Here is a 17423-nt window from a genome sequence, read left to right on the forward strand (position 1 = left end):
ACAGTGTTATACTCTATACTGACAGTGAGCTCAAAAACACATATATGTGGAGGTAGAAACATGCTGAAAATAGGAGATTTTTCAAAACTGTCAAGGATAAGTATACGGATGCTGCGCCATTACGATCAGATAGGCCTTTTAATTCCTGCCAGTACAGACCCTTTTACCGGTTATCGCTATTACAGCGAGACACAGCTTCCTGTGGCCGGACGGATTGCCGCACTGAAGGATATGGGATTTGGCCTTACTGCCATCGCAGAGCTGCTGAAGAATTACCATGATCCAGAGGCGCTGAAGCAATATCTGGAGATAAAGCAGCTGGAAGTGCAGGAACAGGCGGAAGAGGCAAAGCGCCGTCTGCAGCTCCTTGATACAGCCATTAGGAGGCTGGGAAAGGATGAACTTATGATGAATTATGATGTGACAAAAAAAATAATGCCGAAAAGATATGTAGCAAGCGTGAGAATGGTAATACCTGCGTATCATCAGGAACATATTTTGTGGAATACCTTATACAAGGAGACTGCAGCCATGAATCTCCAGGAAGAAGAGCCCTGCTGCGGCCTTGCCCTGTTTCACGACGAAGGATTCAGTGACGGAGAGGTGGATGTAGAAATACAGCTTCAGGTAAAGGGGACCTATAAAGATACCGAACATGTGAAATTCAAAACAGTGGATGCTTTTGAAATTGCATCCGCCACTTATCAGGGCAGCTACGAAAAAATCACAGAAGTAAATGAAGCTGTCGCCAAATGGCTGTGTGACAACGGATATGAGATCAGCGGGCCTTCTTTTTGCATCTATCATGTAAGTCCGGCACAGACGCAGAATCCGGAAGAATTGGTCACAGAGGTCTGCTATCCCATAAAGCAAAAATAATACTCTGATCCTAGTTTCCTGTTCGAACGGTCCCGGGGCATATACTTTAAAATTCAGGGCAAGCTATCTCTGAAGGATGATATCCAACAGAGTACTTGCCGGCTTTTGCCGGACAATGACAGGAGAATAAAAATGAAGGAAATCAAACATGAGACAGAACAGCAGCTTGATGAGATTCTGGAGTATTACAGCAGTCTGGAAAACAGAGGAGAGCAGAATACAATAAAAGAAATGCTCTGGGAGCTTCAAGAGGCCTATGGCAGTATCCCTGTCTGGCTGAGCGAGCGTGCAGCAAAGGCTGCTGGAGTCAAGCTGTCCTTTATCCGAGTGCTGCTTCGTCTCTCCCCTTCCCTGAAAGAGATCCCCTACTCCCATGAAATCCTTATCTGCACGGGAGAACGATGCCACAGAAAGGGCGGGAAAGAACTCCTTGCCATACTTAAAAAAGAGCTCCAGATCGGAAAAAATGGTGTTTCCAAAGACGGAAGCATTTATCTCAGGACGCAAAACTGTCTGAAGCGCTGCAGAACAGCGCCCAATGCCGTGATCGATGGGATGTGGTATTATGGACGGTCCCCAGAGGAGATTCTGGAAGTGGTTAAAAATCTGTGACACCGGCATGAAAAAATTGTTTGCTGCAGGGCTGAATACAAAATGAGAGGCAGAAACCATACGGTTCTGCCTCTTTTCTAAGTATTATATTACCACAAAACAGGCTTTTTTTCAAGTCTTGCAATCCCTCTTGCCGGGCCGTATAATTAGCTCCACCTACAGAAAGGAGTGATACTGTGACAGAGAATATATTCGCCCTATGGCAGGTGCAGAAGCAGGAAGAGGAGACGCGCCTGATTCTGGACTGCAACAAGCAAACCCAGTCTTTCGGCCTGTCTCTTTCAGCAGAAGAGGCAAAGGAGCTGATCCAGTGCAGAAATAAGAGCCTCAAAGCCTATCAGAGGGTGGAACTGGGCGGCGGGATCCTGGATAAGCTTATCTATACCTTCTGCGACTCTTCCTACATTACTTCCGATACCTATGGAAGCACCCTGGCCAGGCTTCAGGATATCTTTTACCGCTTTAAGAACGAGTCTCTGGAGAAACTGTCAGATGACGAATTGCTGGAATTTATGAAGGACACCTTTGAGAACATCTGCTTCGGAGACCTGGAATACCTGGAATCTACCTGTCTGGAGCGGTTCGCACGGGCAATACGCTATGGGTACGATGGGTATCTGGCTTCAGGCGGCAGCGGTGAATATGAAGGGTTCAGCGAGGAAGAACGGTGGGACAGTGAACTGTATCTTGAGGCTCTGAAGGAGCTGGCCTGGCGATAGCCCATGAAAGGAGTACTATGACATATACAGCAGAGGAAGTGTTGCCTGTGGTTTCGTATCTGATTGACAAATACACCAGCAAGGAGAGCAGCTCTGTGCCCTATGAAACTGCCCGAAGCCTGATGGAAGCGGTCATTTATTGTATCGAGGAACTGGAACATTCTTCTCCCAATTCTTTGGCCGCAGAACATCAACTAACGGCCAGAGCAGCTTATGAAGCCGGCTATGAGGCGGTTATTCATAAAGTATGGCGGACAAAGGAACTTTATGAGAAGCTGATGGAGAATTTCTTCTTTTACGGATGCGCTAATTACAGAGACACGGTTCAAAAGGGTATGCCCCAGTTTTTTCTCAGGTACGATGCCCGGTTTTGCCCCCAGGACCACCTGCTCACACTGGACTACCCGCCACTGTTTCTGGATTACAGGCAGCAGGGAATCGATTTGGTTTATGAGTATCTGGGAAACCTTTTACTGGAACAGAAGTTTCTTACTTTGTTTTCCCCTGAAGGAACAGAACATCTGGTGAGGCAGCAGGAGGAACGAAACAGGGCACCTTATATGGGAAATATAAGTGAGCTGGTGCTTATCAATGCCATTGGCTGTTTTCTTGCAGACTGCCCTTTATATGAACCAGTTCTTTATGAGAAGCACGAAGAAGAGATAGAACGCTATTTCTCGGGAGACTTGCCTAAGCAGGTGGAGAGAAAGACGGCAGGCATCATTAAGATTATCACCCGGGGGACAGATATCCCCGGCATGTCCCGGTATTTTATGCAGCTGAGCCGGGATCTGGCAGCGCGGATAGAAAACAGCCTGGCACACGGCACCTTATCTTCTGTCTTTATTTTTTCCTGAAGCTCTGGGCAGATTCCAGCGGTATCTGGTTGCCAGAAGACGGATTATAACCACAATAAAAGCACACAGCAGCATGGCACTGTTTCCGGGAATGAGTTCCCGTAAAAAGATATAGCAGACAGCGCCGATAATAGAAGCACAGGCATAGAAATGTTTCCGGAGTACATAGGGTGTCTGGTTTGCCATAATGTCCCGCAGCATTCCCCCTCCGACACCGGTGACAACGCCCAGAAAAGCCGCCAGAAACCGATAGTCGCCGTATCCGGCTTCTATGGCTGTGTTAATGCCTACGACAGTGAACGCGCCCAGACCTACCGCATCAAAGATATTCATAACCTTTTCGTAAGTGGAGCGGTATCTGCCCTCCATAATTCTGGGATGAAAACGGATAACCAGAAAGAGCAGGAGTACTGTGATCAGGGACATCCATACATATACGGGATTGCGGAACAGGCTGGGAGGGATATTGCCAATGGTAATATCCCTTATCATCCCTCCGCCTACTGCAGTTATGACTCCAAGTACAATAATCCCCAAAAGATCCAGATTCTTTTCTATAGCCACCATGGCGCCGGAAGAGGCAAAGGCAATCGTGCCTGCGGCTTCCAGAGCAAAGAGCATTGTCCAGTGAATTTCCATTATCTATTCCTCCAAAGCTGTAATAGTAGTAAGTGTATTTTACTGTGCAAAGCAACCCGCGGGACAGTGACATGTGAACAGTACCATTATTTTACCACAGGAAAAGTCTCAGAGCTACCGGTTCTTGCAGTTTTATGACAATTCAGATACAATAGCCTTAAGGTAAAATGGAAGGAGATTCTTATACAATGAATATGGAAGCATTTGAGACTTTTATCAGTCAGTTTCCCATCTATCAATACGTGTTTATCCCCACAGAGGAGCTGGTATTTTCTCCCAGAATCCGGACGATATGCCAGCAGGAATGCCAGCGATATGGAACTACCTGGGCCTGCCCTCCCGGTGTAGGTACTCTGGAAGAGTGCCGGGAACGGTGCTTGTCCTATCCTCAGTGTTTTTTCTTTTCCACAGTGGCTGAGGTCTCTGATATTATGAATATGGAGGAAACTCTGGGCACCAGGAGGGAACACGAGGATATTGTTGCCCGGATAGAAGCCTTTATCAAAGGTCAGGGAATCCACTGCATGGCACTGTCCACAGAATCCTGTGACATCTGTGACGAGTGTGCCTATCCCGACAGCCCCTGCCGTTTTCCGGAGCAGATGCACCCCTGTGTGGAGAGCCATGGAATCGTGGTGACCGAGCTGGCAGAGCGTTTTGAGATGGATTACACCATCGGCTACAATCAAATCCTTTGGTTTGGAATTATTTTCCTGGAGGATACATATATTAGAGAATAATAACCACAAGGGAGGCTTTTTGTGAAGCATAAGAAGCCTAAAAAATTAGCCGGCGACATAGTGAACACTCTGCAGATTCCAAGGGACTTGGCTTACCGCGATGTGGTGGTTACTATTGTGGGAAGTTCAGAGCTATACATAGAAAATTATAAAAGCATTTTGGAATATGAAGACTGGGGGATCCTGGTTCAGACAAAAAAAGGGAAAATCCGGGTGGAGGGAAGAAACCTGAAAATAGAGTATTATACCAGCGAAGAAATGAAGATACAGGGTTGTATTCTTCACGTATATCACGAATAAACGGAGGTATGATATTTGAAAAAATGGAAATATTACGGAAAGGGTTATCTGCATATCCGATTGATGAGCAAGGAACCGGAACGCTTTTTAAATCTGTGTGCCAATCATAATATTCCCATCTGGGATCTGACTCATGTGGAGAATTACTATGAAATGAATATAACGATTCAGGGCTTTTATCAGCTAAAGCCGCTTTGCAAAAAAACAAAGACCAGAATCATGATTAAGGGAAAATATGGACTGCCTTTCTTTTTTTACAAAAACAAAAAGAGAAAGGCCTTTTTTATTGGGATTGCTCTCTGCCTGTTCCTGCTTTACAGTATGTCTTTATATATCTGGAATATACATGTGGATGGGAACCTGTCCAACAGTACCCAGTCCATTCTCCTCTATCTCGATGAGCTGGATGTCCATCACGGAATTGCCAAAAGAAAACTTGACTGCGCCTGGATATCAGCCCAGATACGAAAGGAATTTCCGGATATTATCTGGGTGTCTACCAAGATACAGGGGACACGGCTGATTCTCCATGTGCAGGAAAATACAGACCGGTATGTGGAGGAAGAGGCGGCAGACACCTCTCCCTGTGACCTTGTGGCTGAAAAGGGAGGAACCATCGTCTCAATGGTAACCCGGCAGGGAACTCCCCAGATGGCAAAAGGGGATGTGTGCAAAGAAGGAGATATTCTTGTATTGGGACGGCTGGATATAAAAGATGACAGCGGAGAGACGGCCCAGAGAGAGTATGTGCATTCCGATGCCGATATCTATGTGCGGACGCAGTACCAGTATTACCAGGAGTTTCCGCTGTCCTACGATAAAAGGGTTTATACAGGAAAGACAAAAAAGCACTATATACTGCAGATTATGGACACTTATTTTTCTACCAGAGGGCGTGCCCCGTTTACGGATTACCACAGCGTATCATCCACGGACAGAGTGAAGCTTACGGAAAATTTTTACCTCCCCATCAGTTACGGAACCATTACGGACTATGAATATACGCCGGAAACCTTAACCTATACCAAGGCAGAAGCCACCAAGAAGGCCCAGAGGAAGCTTACCTCTTTTCTGGATAAATTATCTGAAAAAGGGGTAGAAATTTGTGACAATCGTGTTAAAATAGAGATAAATTCCACTTCCTGTATTTCGAAAGGATCCATCGAAGTGATAGAAAAGATAGGAAAGGAAGCTCCCACAGAAGTGGTGGCGCCTCCGGAAGCAGAAGAAAGGACAGCAGAGACGGATGAGTAATATCGTTGAAACCCTGATGGAAATACCCATCGACCATGAAAGAAACGTATTCGGACAATTTGATGAGTATGTAAAAAAGATAGAAAAGACCCTGAATGTAACCGTTATCTCAAGGGACGGCAATCTTAAGATTCTTGGAAAGGAACAGAATACCAGACAGGCGAAAAAGGTATTCGAGCAGCTCACAGAGCTTTCCAGGAGAGGGAATACTATTACGGAACAACAGGTAAACTATACCTTATCTCTTTCTTTTGAGGAGAAGGAGCAGAATGTTGTAGAGATCGACAGAGACTGTATCTGCCATACCATAAACGGACGCCCTATCAAGCCTAAGACCTTGGGGCAGAAACAGTATGTGGATCAGATTCGGAAGAATATGATTGTATTCGGACTGGGTCCTGCAGGTACCGGCAAGACATATCTGGCCATGGCCATGGCCATTACAGCCTTCCGGAACAATGAAGTGAGCCGCATCATTCTTACCCGGCCGGCCATCGAAGCCGGGGAGAAGCTGGGCTTTTTGCCGGGAGATCTGCAGAGCAAGGTAGATCCTTATCTGCGCCCCCTCTACGATGCTCTGTATCAGATTATGGGGGCGGAAAGCTTTGCCAAGAATATGGAAAAAGGGTTGATTGAAGTGGCTCCTCTGGCATATATGCGGGGGCGAACCCTGGACAATGCCTTTATAATTCTGGACGAAGCACAGAATACCACGCCTGCGCAGATGAAGATGTTTTTGACCCGTATTGGATTTGGGTCGAAAGTAATTGTCACAGGAGATCTCTCCCAGAAGGATCTCCCCAGCGGAGCCCGTTCAGGGCTGGATGTGGCCCTGCAGGTGCTGAAAAAGGTTGAGGGTATTTCCTTTTCCCAGCTGACCAGCAAGGATGTGGTTCGCCACCCGCTGGTGCAGAAGATTGTACAGGCCTATGATACGTATGAGAAAAGGCAGAAGCCACAAAAGAATACCCGCAGAGAACGGGAGAGATAAAGGACAGAGGATAAGCGTATGACATTAACAATAGAAAATGAACAGGAACAGGAAATTTCTTTTGATTTTGAGACGATTGCCAGGCAGGTTGCAGAGGCAGCTCTCGACCGGGAAGTGTGTCCCTATGAGGCGGAGATCGGCCTGGTTCTCACCGGCGAGGAAGAGATTCGCCGGGTAAACCGGGAGTTCAGAGGACTGGATAAGGAGACAGATGTTCTGTCTTTTCCCATGATCCCATTTTCATCTCCGGCAGACTATGGTATAATTGAAGCCATGGGAGATGACTGCTTTAATCCCGATACGGGGGAGCTTATGCTGGGAGATATCATGATATCTGTTCCCCGTATGAAGGAGCAGGCAGAGGCCTACGGACATACCCAGCTTCGGGAGTTTGCCTTTCTGATTGCTCACAGTATGCTGCACCTTTTGGGATATGATCATATGACCCCCGGGGAAGCAGCTGTAATGGAAGAAAAGCAGGAAGCAATCCTGTCCGGTTTACAAATCAAAAGATAAATGGAGGAAGTCACATGAAGCGTTATAAGGTGGTTTTGGCCTGTGTTCTTGCATCAGCAGTGCTGTTTGGATGCGGCAAGAAGGAAGAGCCGAAGGAACCGGAGGTAAAGGAAGAAGAACCTGTACAGGAGGAGGAGCCGGAAGAAATTGTTGAAGCAGAAGTGCCTGACAAGGAACAGATTCCAGACGGTATGGTAAAGAGTTACCTGACCGGAGAATACGTTTCTGAAGCCATCGGTACAAGGCGGCCGGTTGCCGTAATGCTTAACAATATCAAAAAAGCTGTTCCCCAGGCAGGAATAGCCAATGCCGGAGTAGTATACGAGGCGCCTGTAGAGGGAGGAATCACCCGTTTGATGGGGATCTTCGAGGACTACGACAACCTCACCAAAATAGGCTCTGTCAGAAGCTGCCGGGATTATTATATATATTATGCCCTGGAGTTTGATGCCATTTATGCCCACTACGGTCAGGCAGCGTATGCCCTGCCGTATCTGGACCTGGAAAATGTCAACAACTTAAGCGGACTATCGGGTTATGGAAGCCAGGTGTATTACCGGACAAAAGACAGAAAAGCTCCCCACAATGCCTATACAAGTTTTGAGGGCCTTCAAAAAGGAATAGAGATTAACGGATATACGCAGGAGTATTCTTCTGATTATACAGGACACTACCAGTTTGCCAAGGTAGGTGAGACTGTTTCTCTGGAGAACGCATCCCCTGCAGCTTATGTGAGACTGCACTATAAGGTTAATGACCCCTGGTTTGAGTATCACCAGGATGACGGTCTTTACTACCGTTTCCAGTATGGGGAACCGCAGATTGATGAGCTGACCGGGGAACAATTAGCCTACAAGAATATTCTTATTGAGTATTCTCCCTGGGAATATTACCCGGATGGTTCTTATCTGAATGTGGATACCTTATCCGGGGGCAGCGGCAAGTATATTACCAACGGGCAGGCCATAGATGTGACCTGGACGAAAAATGGCAATGAATGGGGTCCCACCCGTTATTATGACGCATCCGGAAACGAGATTACGCTGAATACCGGAAAAACATGGGTATGTATTGTACAGGATACAGAAGCAGCCAATGTAGAAATCAATGACGGAACCGGTACAGAGCAGCCCGCTCCTTCAGAGGTGGACGAGAATCTGGACGCAGAATAGACGCAGCTGAATAATTAGCAAAATCTGGTCGATACTATAGTCAAAAAGGAGTGATATCTCATGCGTAAAGCATACTATAGTATCGGCATTTTTATTGCCGTATTCTTTCTAAGTGCAGGATTCTATACAAATTACCAGGTCAGTTCTCTCAAAGACAGGCTGATGGTCCTGAACCGCACCGTAGACAGGCTGAATGCCCAGGAGACGGATGCGTCCGGGAGCTTTCCCAGAAAGGATGCCCTGTATACCTTTGAAATCTACGATGCAGCTACCGGAAAGCTGGATCAGCAGCAATTTCAGGTGGTAAGCTATTCTTCTGACCATATAGTTTTAAGACAGAGTCAGGAGGAAGAGAAGAATTTTCTTATCAAAGATACTGATAATTCCGTAACCGTATATCTGGAGGACGGCGAGACGGTTTACGAATACACAGACATAGCCACAGACAGTCTCCCACAAGAGCTCCAGGCAGAAATTAAAGAAGGAAAGACCATCCCAACAGTGGACGAACTATACAGTTTTTTGGAGAATTACTCCAGCTGAACCGGGTCTTCTCTCTGTACTCCGGTCTAGACCGCGCTCCTCTGGACGAACAGAAAAAAATGTTGTAATATAAGAGCGATATGACTTTACAGGGAGAAAAGCTATGAATATACGTGAACGTTTAAAAGATAAAAAAAGAATTGTGATTAAGATAGGTTCCTCCTCTCTGACCCATGCAGAGACGGGGAGACTGAATCTCACAAAGATGGAAATTTTGGTAAGGGAATTAAGCGATCTTCACAATCAGGGGAAGGACATTGTGCTCGTCTCTTCCGGTGCAATCGCTGTGGGCAGCCGGGTAATGGGCATTGACAGAAAGCCCAATTCTGTATCGGAAAAGCAGGCATGTGCAGCGATTGGGCAGGCCCGTCTGATGATGATCTATCAGAAGCTTTTTTCTGAGTATAACCAAACCGCGGCCCAGGTGCTAATGACAAAGAACACTATGGTGGATAACCTGAACCGCCAGAATGCCAAGAATACGTTTAAGGAACTGCTGCACATGGGGGCAATCCCTATTGTCAACGAGAATGATACTATCTCTACCTATGAAATTGAATTCGGGGATAACGACAATCTCTCTGCCGTAGTTGCGGCTCTGATCGGAGCGGATCTTCTGATTTTGCTCTCAGATATTGACGGTTTATTTACCGATGATCCCAATGCAAATCCTAATGCACGTTTTATCGAGGTGGTTGAGACCATTGATGATACCTTACTGGGTATGGGCAAATCCAGCACCGGAAGCAATGTGGGGACCGGAGGGATGGCCACGAAGCTTTCCGCCGCTACCATAGCAACCAGTGCGGGGGCGGATATGGTGATCGCCAATGGAAAGGATTTCCATATTATTCACAAGATAATATCTGGCCGCAATCACGGCACCTTATTTCTGGCCAATGCCAAAGAAGAATTTTATCTGATAGACTATATAGAAAAATTATTGTAAAAGGAGAACACAGTAAACTATGGATCCAATGAAACTAAACCGAATCAATGAACTGGCAAGAAAGGCCAAAGCAGAAGGCCTCACGGATGCTGAGAGGGAAGAACAGGCTAAGCTTCGCCAGGAGTATATCGCACTGGTGCGGATGAATCTCAGATCTCAGCTTGATTCAATTGATTTGGTAGAAAAAGACGGAAGCGTCGTTAATCTGGGGGAAAAGTATGGAAGCAAAAAAGGTCATTAGAAAAGAGATATTTAAGAAGAGAAGTGAAGCGACAGAGGAACAGGTACTGGCAGACAGCCATTTGATTATGGAGAAGCTGTTTTTGCTCCCTGAATTCCAAGAAGCCTCCTGTATCTATGCGTATGCAGACTACAATCATGAGGTTTCCACAAAAGAGCTTATCACCCATGCCTGGGAAATGGGGAAAAAGGTGGCGGTACCGAAAGTACACGGCAAGGATATGATTTTTTACCAGCTGGACTCCTTTGAACAGCTGGAACCAGGATATTTTCAGATTCCGGAACCAGCCAGAGGGGAAGCCGTGGAGTGGGAGGACGCTCTGATGATAGTCCCGGGAGTTGCCTTTGACCGGGCGCGCCACCGGGTGGGGTACGGACAGGGATTCTATGACCGGTATCTCAGCAGGCACACCAAACATCCCACTGTTGCAGTGGCTTTTGATTTCCAGCTGGTGCCCGAAGCACCTTACGAAGAGACGGATATCCTTCCGGATAAACTGGTGACGGAAAAAGAGATCATAGAATAGCAGTAAGCAGGGGGAAAGAACTATGGCGAACACAATGCTGGAACAGATAGGAAGAAAAGCCAGGGACGCAGAAATCATGCTGCGGGGCCTGGAGACATCAGTTAAAAATGAAGTGCTTGTAAAAGCAGCTGATGATCTACGTACATATACAGATATTATTCTGAAAGCCAATGCGGCTGATGTGGCCAGGGGAAAAGAAAAGGGAATGCCGGAAGGGCTCCTGGATCGTCTGACACTGACCGGGGAGCGGATTCAGGGTATGGCTGAGGGGCTGTACCAGCTGGCAAAGCTGGATGACCCTGTGGGGGAAGTACTGGGAATGAAAAAGCGTCCCAATGGTCTGCTCATCGGACAGAAAAGAGTTCCTCTGGGGGTTGTGGGCATTATCTATGAGGCAAGACCTAATGTTACGGCAGATGCCTTCGGACTTTGCTTCAAAACCGGAAATGCGGCCATATTAAAGGGCGGAAGCGATGCCATAGAATCCAATCAGGCTATTGTAGCCTGTATCCGCAGAAGCCTGGAGTCCTGCGGAGTCACTCCGGATGCATTATCTCTGATTACAGATACTTCCAGAGAGACGGCGGCGGCCTTCATGAAGCTGAATCAATATGTGGATGTGCTGATTCCCCGGGGAGGTGCAGGTCTGATTCGCACCGTGGTAAATGAAAGCACCATTCCTGTGATCGAGACAGGTACCGGGAACTGTCATATCTATGTAGATGAGTCTGCTGACCTCTCTATGGCGGCGGATATTGTCACGAATGCCAAAACGCAGAGAGTTGGTGTCTGCAATGCCTGTGAATCCCTTCTGGTGCACGGCAGAGCGGCCAAAGCTTTTCTCCCTCTTCTGGCAGCCCGCCTGGCCCGGACCCATGAAGTTGAATTGCGCGCCGATGAACGGGCGCTCTCTCTTCTGCCTGGCGCGGTGCCTGCACAACCGGATGACTGGGGCAGGGAATATCTGGATTATATCCTGTCCGTAAAGATTGTAGACTCTCTGGATGAGGCCATTGCCCATATAAATAAGTACAATACCAAGCATTCAGAGGCTATCATCACAAATGATTATGCACATGCGCAGAAATTCCTGGATGAAATAGATGCGGCCGCGGTGTATGTGAATGCCTCCACTCGTTTTACAGATGGCTTTGAGTTCGGTTATGGAGCTGAGATTGGCATCAGCACACAGAAACTGCACGCCAGGGGCCCCATGGGTCTTCTGGCGCTGACCACAACCAAATATATCATCTATGGAAACGGACAGATACGTCCATAGGTGTCATAAAAGAAACCTCCTCTTCATATACTTTAGTGGAAACATTTGTCTGCGGACATTCTTTACATGTTCTGCGGGCAGGCGCACGGCAGAATGCCGTACGTTAAAGTATGCAGAGGAGGCTTTTTATGATTTCTTTAGACAAGCACTATACATATGACGAACTATACGATGCTATGGAACTTCTGGCTGCCGCCTACTCAGATTTTCTTATTTTCCGGAATATAGGACTCAGTCATGACAATCGCCCGATTCCTATGATACGGCTGGGCTTGGGAGAACAGGTTCTCATATGTACAGCCGGTATCCACGGAAGAGAGTGTGTGAATCCGGCTGTTTTGGTCCGCATGATAGAAGAGTACAGCGAGGCCTATGAGAAGCGTACCTTATTATACGATATCTATGACGTACATAAACTCTGTAATACCTATTCTATTTGTTTTGTGCCCCTGGTGAATCCGGATGGCTATGAAACAGCCCTTCAGGGATTTTCCGGGATCCGCCATCCGGTGCTGCGGCACAGCATGCGGATGAAAGAGATTGACTGGAGTGTTTGGAAATACAACGCCAGGTGCGTAGACATTAACAGAAATTTCCCCTGCAAATCCTACGTTCAGCAGCAGCCTGAAGATTATCCCGGGAGTGAGAATGAGACGAAAGCTCTCATTGAACTTTTTCACAGCTATGAAACCGTGGCCTATCTGGACTTTCATTCCAGGGGAAGACTGATTTACTACTACAGAAATGCTATGCCCTTTCTGTACAACCAGAAAAGTTTCCGCCTGGCCCGCCAGCTGCAGAAAATCTGCCATTACGCACTCGGCAAAAAGGAAGAAGAATTCTTATCCGTAATCAGCGGGGGAAACTCCGTAAATTACTATTCTGAAACCTTTCAGAAGCCCGCAATCACCATAGAAACCGTACCGGACGAGGCTTCCTTTCCCCTGTCGGCGGATTATCAAGCCGAGACCTATGCCGAAATCCGTTCCGTTCCTCTTGCGGTTTTGAAAATGTCTTGAAAATACAAGATATGGTTGGTATAATTGCTGATGAACACGAAAGAAAGGAAATTATTATGTCAAATATTTCTATGGATACAATAGATATTACAGGGGAAGCCCCCCTGGAAGAACCTCAAAGACAGTATTATTATATGGCAGCAGCCAAAAAGAAAATTGGGGAAGCTTCCAAAAAGCTGGGGCGCCCCCTGACTTTTTGCGTGAATACTTTTGGCTGTCAGATGAATGCCAGGGATTCTGAAAAGCTTGTGGGGGTTCTGGAGGAGATCGGATATGAGCAGGCGGATTCGGAACAGGCGGATTTCGTTATTTACAACACCTGTACCGTCCGGGAGAATGCCAATCAGAGAGTCTATGGCCGTCTGGGTTATCTCCACAGTCTGAAAAAAAAGAACCCTCATATGATGATCGCCCTCTGCGGCTGCATGATGCAGGAACCCCACGTGGTTGAAAAATTGAAGAAAAGCTATTCCTTTGTGGACCTTATTTTCGGAACCCATAACATTTACAAATTCCCGGAATTGATTGCCACGGCTCTGGATTCCAATCGAATGGTGATTGATATCTGGAAGGATACGGATCAGATTGTAGAAGATCTGCCCAGTGAACGGAAATATCCCTTCAAATCAGGTGTCAATATCATGTTTGGCTGCAATAACTTCTGCAGCTACTGCATAGTACCCTATGTCCGGGGACGTGAGAGAAGCAGGAACCCAAGAGATATTATACGGGAAATCGAAGCACTCGCTGCTGATGGGGTGGCAGAAATCATGCTTTTAGGGCAGAATGTGAACTCCTATGGGAAGACACTGGAAACGCCTATGACCTTTGCCGCACTTCTCCGGGAGATTGAAAAGGTTGAGGGAATTCAGCGGATCCGCTTTATGACTTCTCATCCAAAGGATCTCTCAGATGAATTGATCCAGGTTATGAAAGAGAGCAAAAAAATTTGTCCTCATCTCCATCTGCCGCTCCAGTCCGGCAGCAGCCGGATTCTGGAAAAGATGAACCGGCATTATACAAAAGAGAGATACCTACAATTAGTGGATAAAATCAGAGCCGCTGTTCCCGATATATCCCTGACCACAGATATTATCGTAGGCTTTCCCCAGGAGACAGAAGAAGATTTTCTGGAAACGCTGGATGTTATCAGAAGAGTAAGGTATGACAGTGCTTTCACTTTTATCTATTCCAAAAGAACTGGAACTCCGGCGGCTGTTATGGAGGACCAGGTTCCGGAGGAGGTAGTAAAGGAGCGCTTCGACCGTCTGCTGAAAGAAGTGCAGGAAATCTCAAGGGAGACCTCTTCACGGCTTACCGGAACGGTACAGGAGGTTCTAGTGGAAGAAGTGAATGAACATGACAATTCTCTGGTGACAGGGCGGATGGGAAATAATCTGCTGGTACATTTTCCGGGGGATGCCTCTATGATAGGAAAATTATGCAGAGTTTCGCTGGACGAATGCAAAGGTTTTTACTATATGGGGACAGCAATAAAAGACGAAGGATAAAGGGAATGGAAATTAACAGAGATAAATTATCACCAATGATGCAACATTATTTAAAGACAAAGGATGAATATCCGGACTGTATCTTATTCTACCGTCTGGGTGATTTCTATGAGATGTTCTTTGACGATGCACTGACGGTTTCCAGAGAACTGGAACTTACCCTGACAGGCAAGGACTGTGGAATGGAAGAGCGGGCTCCCATGTGCGGAGTTCCTTTTCATGCTGCGGAGACGTATATAAACCGTCTCATTGAAAAGGGATATAAAGCGGCAATCTGTGAACAGGTGGAGGACCCCAAACAGGCAAAGGGTATGGTAAAGAGGGAAGTCGTGCGGGTAGTCACCCCCGGTACGACTCTGAATACCCAGGCCCTGGACGAGACAAAGAACAATTATATCATGTCCCTGGTCTATATTGACGAAATCTTTGGAATTGCCGTGGCGGATGTCACTACAGGGGATTGCTTCCTCACAGAGGTAAATAAATCCCGAAAGCTTTTGGACGAGATCAATAAGTTTTCCCCGGCAGAAATCATCTGCAATGAACCATTTTATATGTGCGGGATTGATATACAGGATATGCGGAACCGTCTGGGAATCACCGTATACTCACTGGATAACTGGTATTTTGACGACGAATTGTGCAGACGTGCTCTCCTGGAGCATTTTCAGGTAAAATCTCTGGAAGGGCTGGGGTTAAAGGATTATGACTGCGGAGTAATTGCAGCGGGTGCTCTGTTTCAGTATCTTACAGAGACGCAGAAGACTTCGCTCTCCCATATGACTACCATAACCCCCTATATTACAGACTGCTTTATGCTCATAGACAGTTCCAGCCGGAGAAATCTGGAACTGGTGGAAACACTTCGGGAAAAGCAGAAAAGAGGTTCTCTTCTATGGGTGCTGGACAAGACAAAAACCGCTATGGGAGCCAGAATGCTCAGAAGCTTTGTAGAGCAGCCTCTGATTGAAGAGGAATCCATCAACCGGCGCCTGGACGCCATCGGGGAACTGAATGAGAAGGCCATCTCCAGGGAGGAGATACGGGAATATCTCGGACCAGTTTACGATTTGGAGCGTCTGGTAAGCCGTGTCAGCTACCAGTCAGCTAACCCCAGGGATCTCATAGCGTTTAAATCCTCCCTTCAAATGCTCCCTTATATCAGGCAGATTTTAGGAGAGTTCTCCTGTGCGGAACTGGTTTCTGTCAGGGAGGAAATGGACGATCTCCAGGACCTCTTTCAGCTCATTGACCGCGCTGTTTTGGAAGAACCTCCTTTGGCTATGAAAGAGGGAGGCATTATAAAAGAAGGATACAACGATGAGGTAGACAAGTTCCGCCGTGCAAAGACGGAAGGAAAAAGTATGCTGGCAGAGCTGGAGACAAAGGAGCGGGAGAGCACCGGCATCAAAAATCTCAAGGTGAAATACAATAAAGTTTTCGGTTACTACCTGGAAGTGACGAATTCTTTTCTTTCTATGGTACCTGACACTTATACAAGAAAGCAGACACTGACCAATGCGGAACGTTTTATCACACCGGAGCTGAAAGAGCTGGAAGATACGATCTTAGGTGCGGAGGATAAGTTATTCGCTCTGGAGTATGAGCTGTTTGCCCAGGTGCGGGAAACCATTGCAAAAGAAGTGCTGCGGATTCAGAAGACGGCCAAGGCCATTGCGCGTCTGGACGTTTTCGCGTCTCTTTCTGTAGTGGCGCAGAGGAATCAGTATATAAGGCCAAAGATTAATACCAAAGGAATTGTAGATATCAAAGGAGGGCGCCATCCGGTGGTGGAGAAAATGATCTCCAATGATATGTTTATTCCCAATGACACGTATCTGGATAACAATAAGAACAGAGTGTCCGTAATCACAGGCCCCAACATGGCCGGAAAATCTACGTATATGCGGCAGACAGCCTTGATTGTGCTCATGGCACAGGTGGGCTGCTTTGTTCCGGCGAAGGAAGCAAACATAGGAATTGTGGACCGCATCTTTACAAGAGTGGGAGCATCTGACGATCTGGCAAGCGGACAGAGTACGTTCATGGTTGAGATGACAGAGGTTGCCAATATACTGAGAAATGCAACACCCAAAAGCCTGCTGATTCTGGATGAAATCGGGCGGGGCACCAGTACCTTTGACGGACTCAGCATTGCATGGGCTGTGATTGAACATATCAGCAATCCAAAACTTCTGGGGGCAAAAACATTATTTGCAACCCATTACCATGAATTGACGGAGCTGGAAGGAAAGCTATCCGGGGTAAACAATTACTGCATTGCCGTAAAAGAGAAGGGGGACGATATTGTATTCCTCCGCAAAATTGTAAAGGGCGGCGCGGACAAAAGCTATGGCATTCAGGTGGCTAAGCTTGCGGGTGTCCCGGAAACCGTGATTGAACGGGCAAAGGAACTGGTTGAAGAGCTCAGCGATGCGGATATAACTTCTGCGGTCAAGGAGATTGCAGCGGACTCTGCCCTGACCAGGGGAACCAGAAAAAAAGCACAGGTTACCTATGACCAGATGGAGCTGGATCAGATCTCTCTTCTGGATACGGTACAGGACAATGATATTTTGGAAGAATTGAAGAACATAGATGTTGGAAACCTGACGCCGATTGATGCCCTGAATACCATCTACCGGCTGCAGACAAAATTAAAGAATCGGTGGTGAT

General features: G+C 46.9%; 19 protein-coding genes. 18 read left to right on the forward strand and 1 reads right to left on the reverse strand.

Annotated elements, in window-relative coordinates; translation table 11 throughout:
• Positions 1–60 precede the first annotated feature (60 nt).
• The 4 genes from ACGHCT_RS13055 (at position 61) to ACGHCT_RS13070 (ending at position 3067) form a co-directional block, all read left to right on the forward strand.
• Positions 61–879, forward strand: a complete 819-nt coding sequence (locus tag ACGHCT_RS13055; RefSeq protein WP_154259741.1) for a MerR family transcriptional regulator — start codon at positions 61–63, stop codon at positions 877–879.
• Between the two features lie 132 nt (positions 880–1011).
• Positions 1012–1491 (forward strand): NAD(P)H-dependent oxidoreductase subunit E, encoded by a 480-nt coding sequence (locus ACGHCT_RS13060; protein WP_390436216.1) that lies wholly within the window; start codon positions 1012–1014, stop codon positions 1489–1491.
• A 176-nt stretch (positions 1492–1667) separates the two neighbouring features.
• The gene (locus ACGHCT_RS13065) at positions 1668–2210 is read left to right on the forward strand and encodes a DUF6323 family protein (protein ID WP_256282003.1); all 543 of its coding nucleotides are present in this window, start codon (positions 1668–1670) and stop codon (positions 2208–2210) included.
• 17 nt (positions 2211–2227) lie between these two features.
• Positions 2228–3067 (forward strand): DUF6179 domain-containing protein, encoded by an 840-nt coding sequence (locus ACGHCT_RS13070; RefSeq protein ID WP_256282004.1) that lies wholly within the window; start codon positions 2228–2230, stop codon positions 3065–3067.
• Here ACGHCT_RS13070 and ACGHCT_RS13075 read toward each other — a convergent pair.
• Entirely contained in the window at positions 3041–3706 is a 666-nt protein-coding gene (locus ACGHCT_RS13075; RefSeq protein WP_256282005.1) for a trimeric intracellular cation channel family protein, read from the reverse strand. The two genes, ACGHCT_RS13070 and ACGHCT_RS13075, sit on opposite strands and share 27 nt — an antisense overlap.
• Before the next feature lie 188 nt (positions 3707–3894).
• Here ACGHCT_RS13075 and ACGHCT_RS13080 point away from each other — a divergent pair, with 188 nt between their 5' ends.
• From ACGHCT_RS13080 to mutS, 14 genes are all read left to right on the forward strand, one after another.
• Positions 3895–4446 (forward strand): DUF2284 domain-containing protein, encoded by a 552-nt coding sequence (locus tag ACGHCT_RS13080; RefSeq protein WP_256282006.1) that lies wholly within the window; start codon positions 3895–3897, stop codon positions 4444–4446.
• 21 nt (positions 4447–4467) lie between these two features.
• Complete coding sequence (locus ACGHCT_RS13085) at positions 4468–4746, forward strand: YabP/YqfC family sporulation protein (RefSeq protein WP_072852776.1); 279 nt, start codon at positions 4468–4470, stop codon at positions 4744–4746.
• A 15-nt stretch (positions 4747–4761) separates the two neighbouring features.
• Positions 4762–6000 carry a sporulation protein YqfD gene (gene yqfD / locus ACGHCT_RS13090; RefSeq protein ID WP_226904070.1) on the forward strand — a complete coding sequence of 413 codons (1239 nt, stop codon included), beginning with the start codon at positions 4762–4764 and terminating at the stop codon, positions 5998–6000.
• Positions 5993–6991, forward strand: a complete 999-nt coding sequence (locus ACGHCT_RS13095; protein ID WP_154259753.1) for a PhoH family protein — start codon at positions 5993–5995, stop codon at positions 6989–6991. The genes yqfD and ACGHCT_RS13095 overlap by 8 nt, the downstream gene beginning before the upstream one ends.
• Before the next feature lie 18 nt (positions 6992–7009).
• Positions 7010–7507: an rRNA maturation RNase YbeY gene (gene ybeY / locus ACGHCT_RS13100; protein WP_390436218.1), complete on the forward strand. Its 498-nt coding sequence runs from the start codon at positions 7010–7012 to the stop codon at positions 7505–7507.
• A 14-nt stretch (positions 7508–7521) separates the two neighbouring features.
• Entirely contained in the window at positions 7522–8679 is a 1158-nt protein-coding gene (locus tag ACGHCT_RS13105; RefSeq protein ID WP_072852784.1) for a DUF3048 domain-containing protein, read from the forward strand.
• Between the two features lie 60 nt (positions 8680–8739).
• The gene (locus ACGHCT_RS13110) at positions 8740–9222 is read left to right on the forward strand and encodes a hypothetical protein (protein WP_072852786.1); all 483 of its coding nucleotides are present in this window, start codon (positions 8740–8742) and stop codon (positions 9220–9222) included.
• Positions 9223–9325: 103 nt separating this feature from the next.
• Entirely contained in the window at positions 9326–10171 is an 846-nt protein-coding gene (proB, locus tag ACGHCT_RS13115; RefSeq protein ID WP_072852788.1) for a glutamate 5-kinase, read from the forward strand.
• Between the two features lie 19 nt (positions 10172–10190).
• Positions 10191–10412, forward strand: coding sequence for a DUF896 domain-containing protein (locus ACGHCT_RS13120; RefSeq protein ID WP_072852790.1), 222 nt, complete (start codon positions 10191–10193; stop codon positions 10410–10412).
• Positions 10390–10938, forward strand: a complete 549-nt coding sequence (locus tag ACGHCT_RS13125; protein WP_390436220.1) for a 5-formyltetrahydrofolate cyclo-ligase — start codon at positions 10390–10392, stop codon at positions 10936–10938. Before ACGHCT_RS13120 ends, ACGHCT_RS13125 begins: the two co-directional genes overlap by 23 nt.
• A 22-nt stretch (positions 10939–10960) precedes the next feature.
• A complete protein-coding gene (locus ACGHCT_RS13130) occupies positions 10961–12217 on the forward strand; it encodes a glutamate-5-semialdehyde dehydrogenase (protein ID WP_242946775.1) in 1257 nt (418 codons plus the stop codon).
• A 128-nt stretch (positions 12218–12345) separates the two neighbouring features.
• Positions 12346–13236, forward strand: a complete 891-nt coding sequence (locus ACGHCT_RS13135; protein WP_390436222.1) for a M14 family zinc carboxypeptidase — start codon at positions 12346–12348, stop codon at positions 13234–13236.
• A 56-nt stretch (positions 13237–13292) separates the two neighbouring features.
• Positions 13293–14747: a tRNA (N6-isopentenyl adenosine(37)-C2)-methylthiotransferase MiaB gene (gene miaB / locus ACGHCT_RS13140; RefSeq protein ID WP_390436224.1), complete on the forward strand. Its 1455-nt coding sequence runs from the start codon at positions 13293–13295 to the stop codon at positions 14745–14747.
• 5 nt (positions 14748–14752) lie between these two features.
• The gene (gene mutS, locus ACGHCT_RS13145; RefSeq protein ID WP_390436226.1) at positions 14753–17422 is read left to right on the forward strand and encodes a DNA mismatch repair protein MutS; all 2670 of its coding nucleotides are present in this window, start codon (positions 14753–14755) and stop codon (positions 17420–17422) included.
• Position 17423: the final 1 nt, after the last annotated feature.

Source organism: Lactonifactor longoviformis (assembly GCF_042848515.1).
Taxonomy (GTDB): domain Bacteria; phylum Bacillota; class Clostridia; order Lachnospirales; family Lachnospiraceae; genus Lactonifactor; species Lactonifactor longoviformis.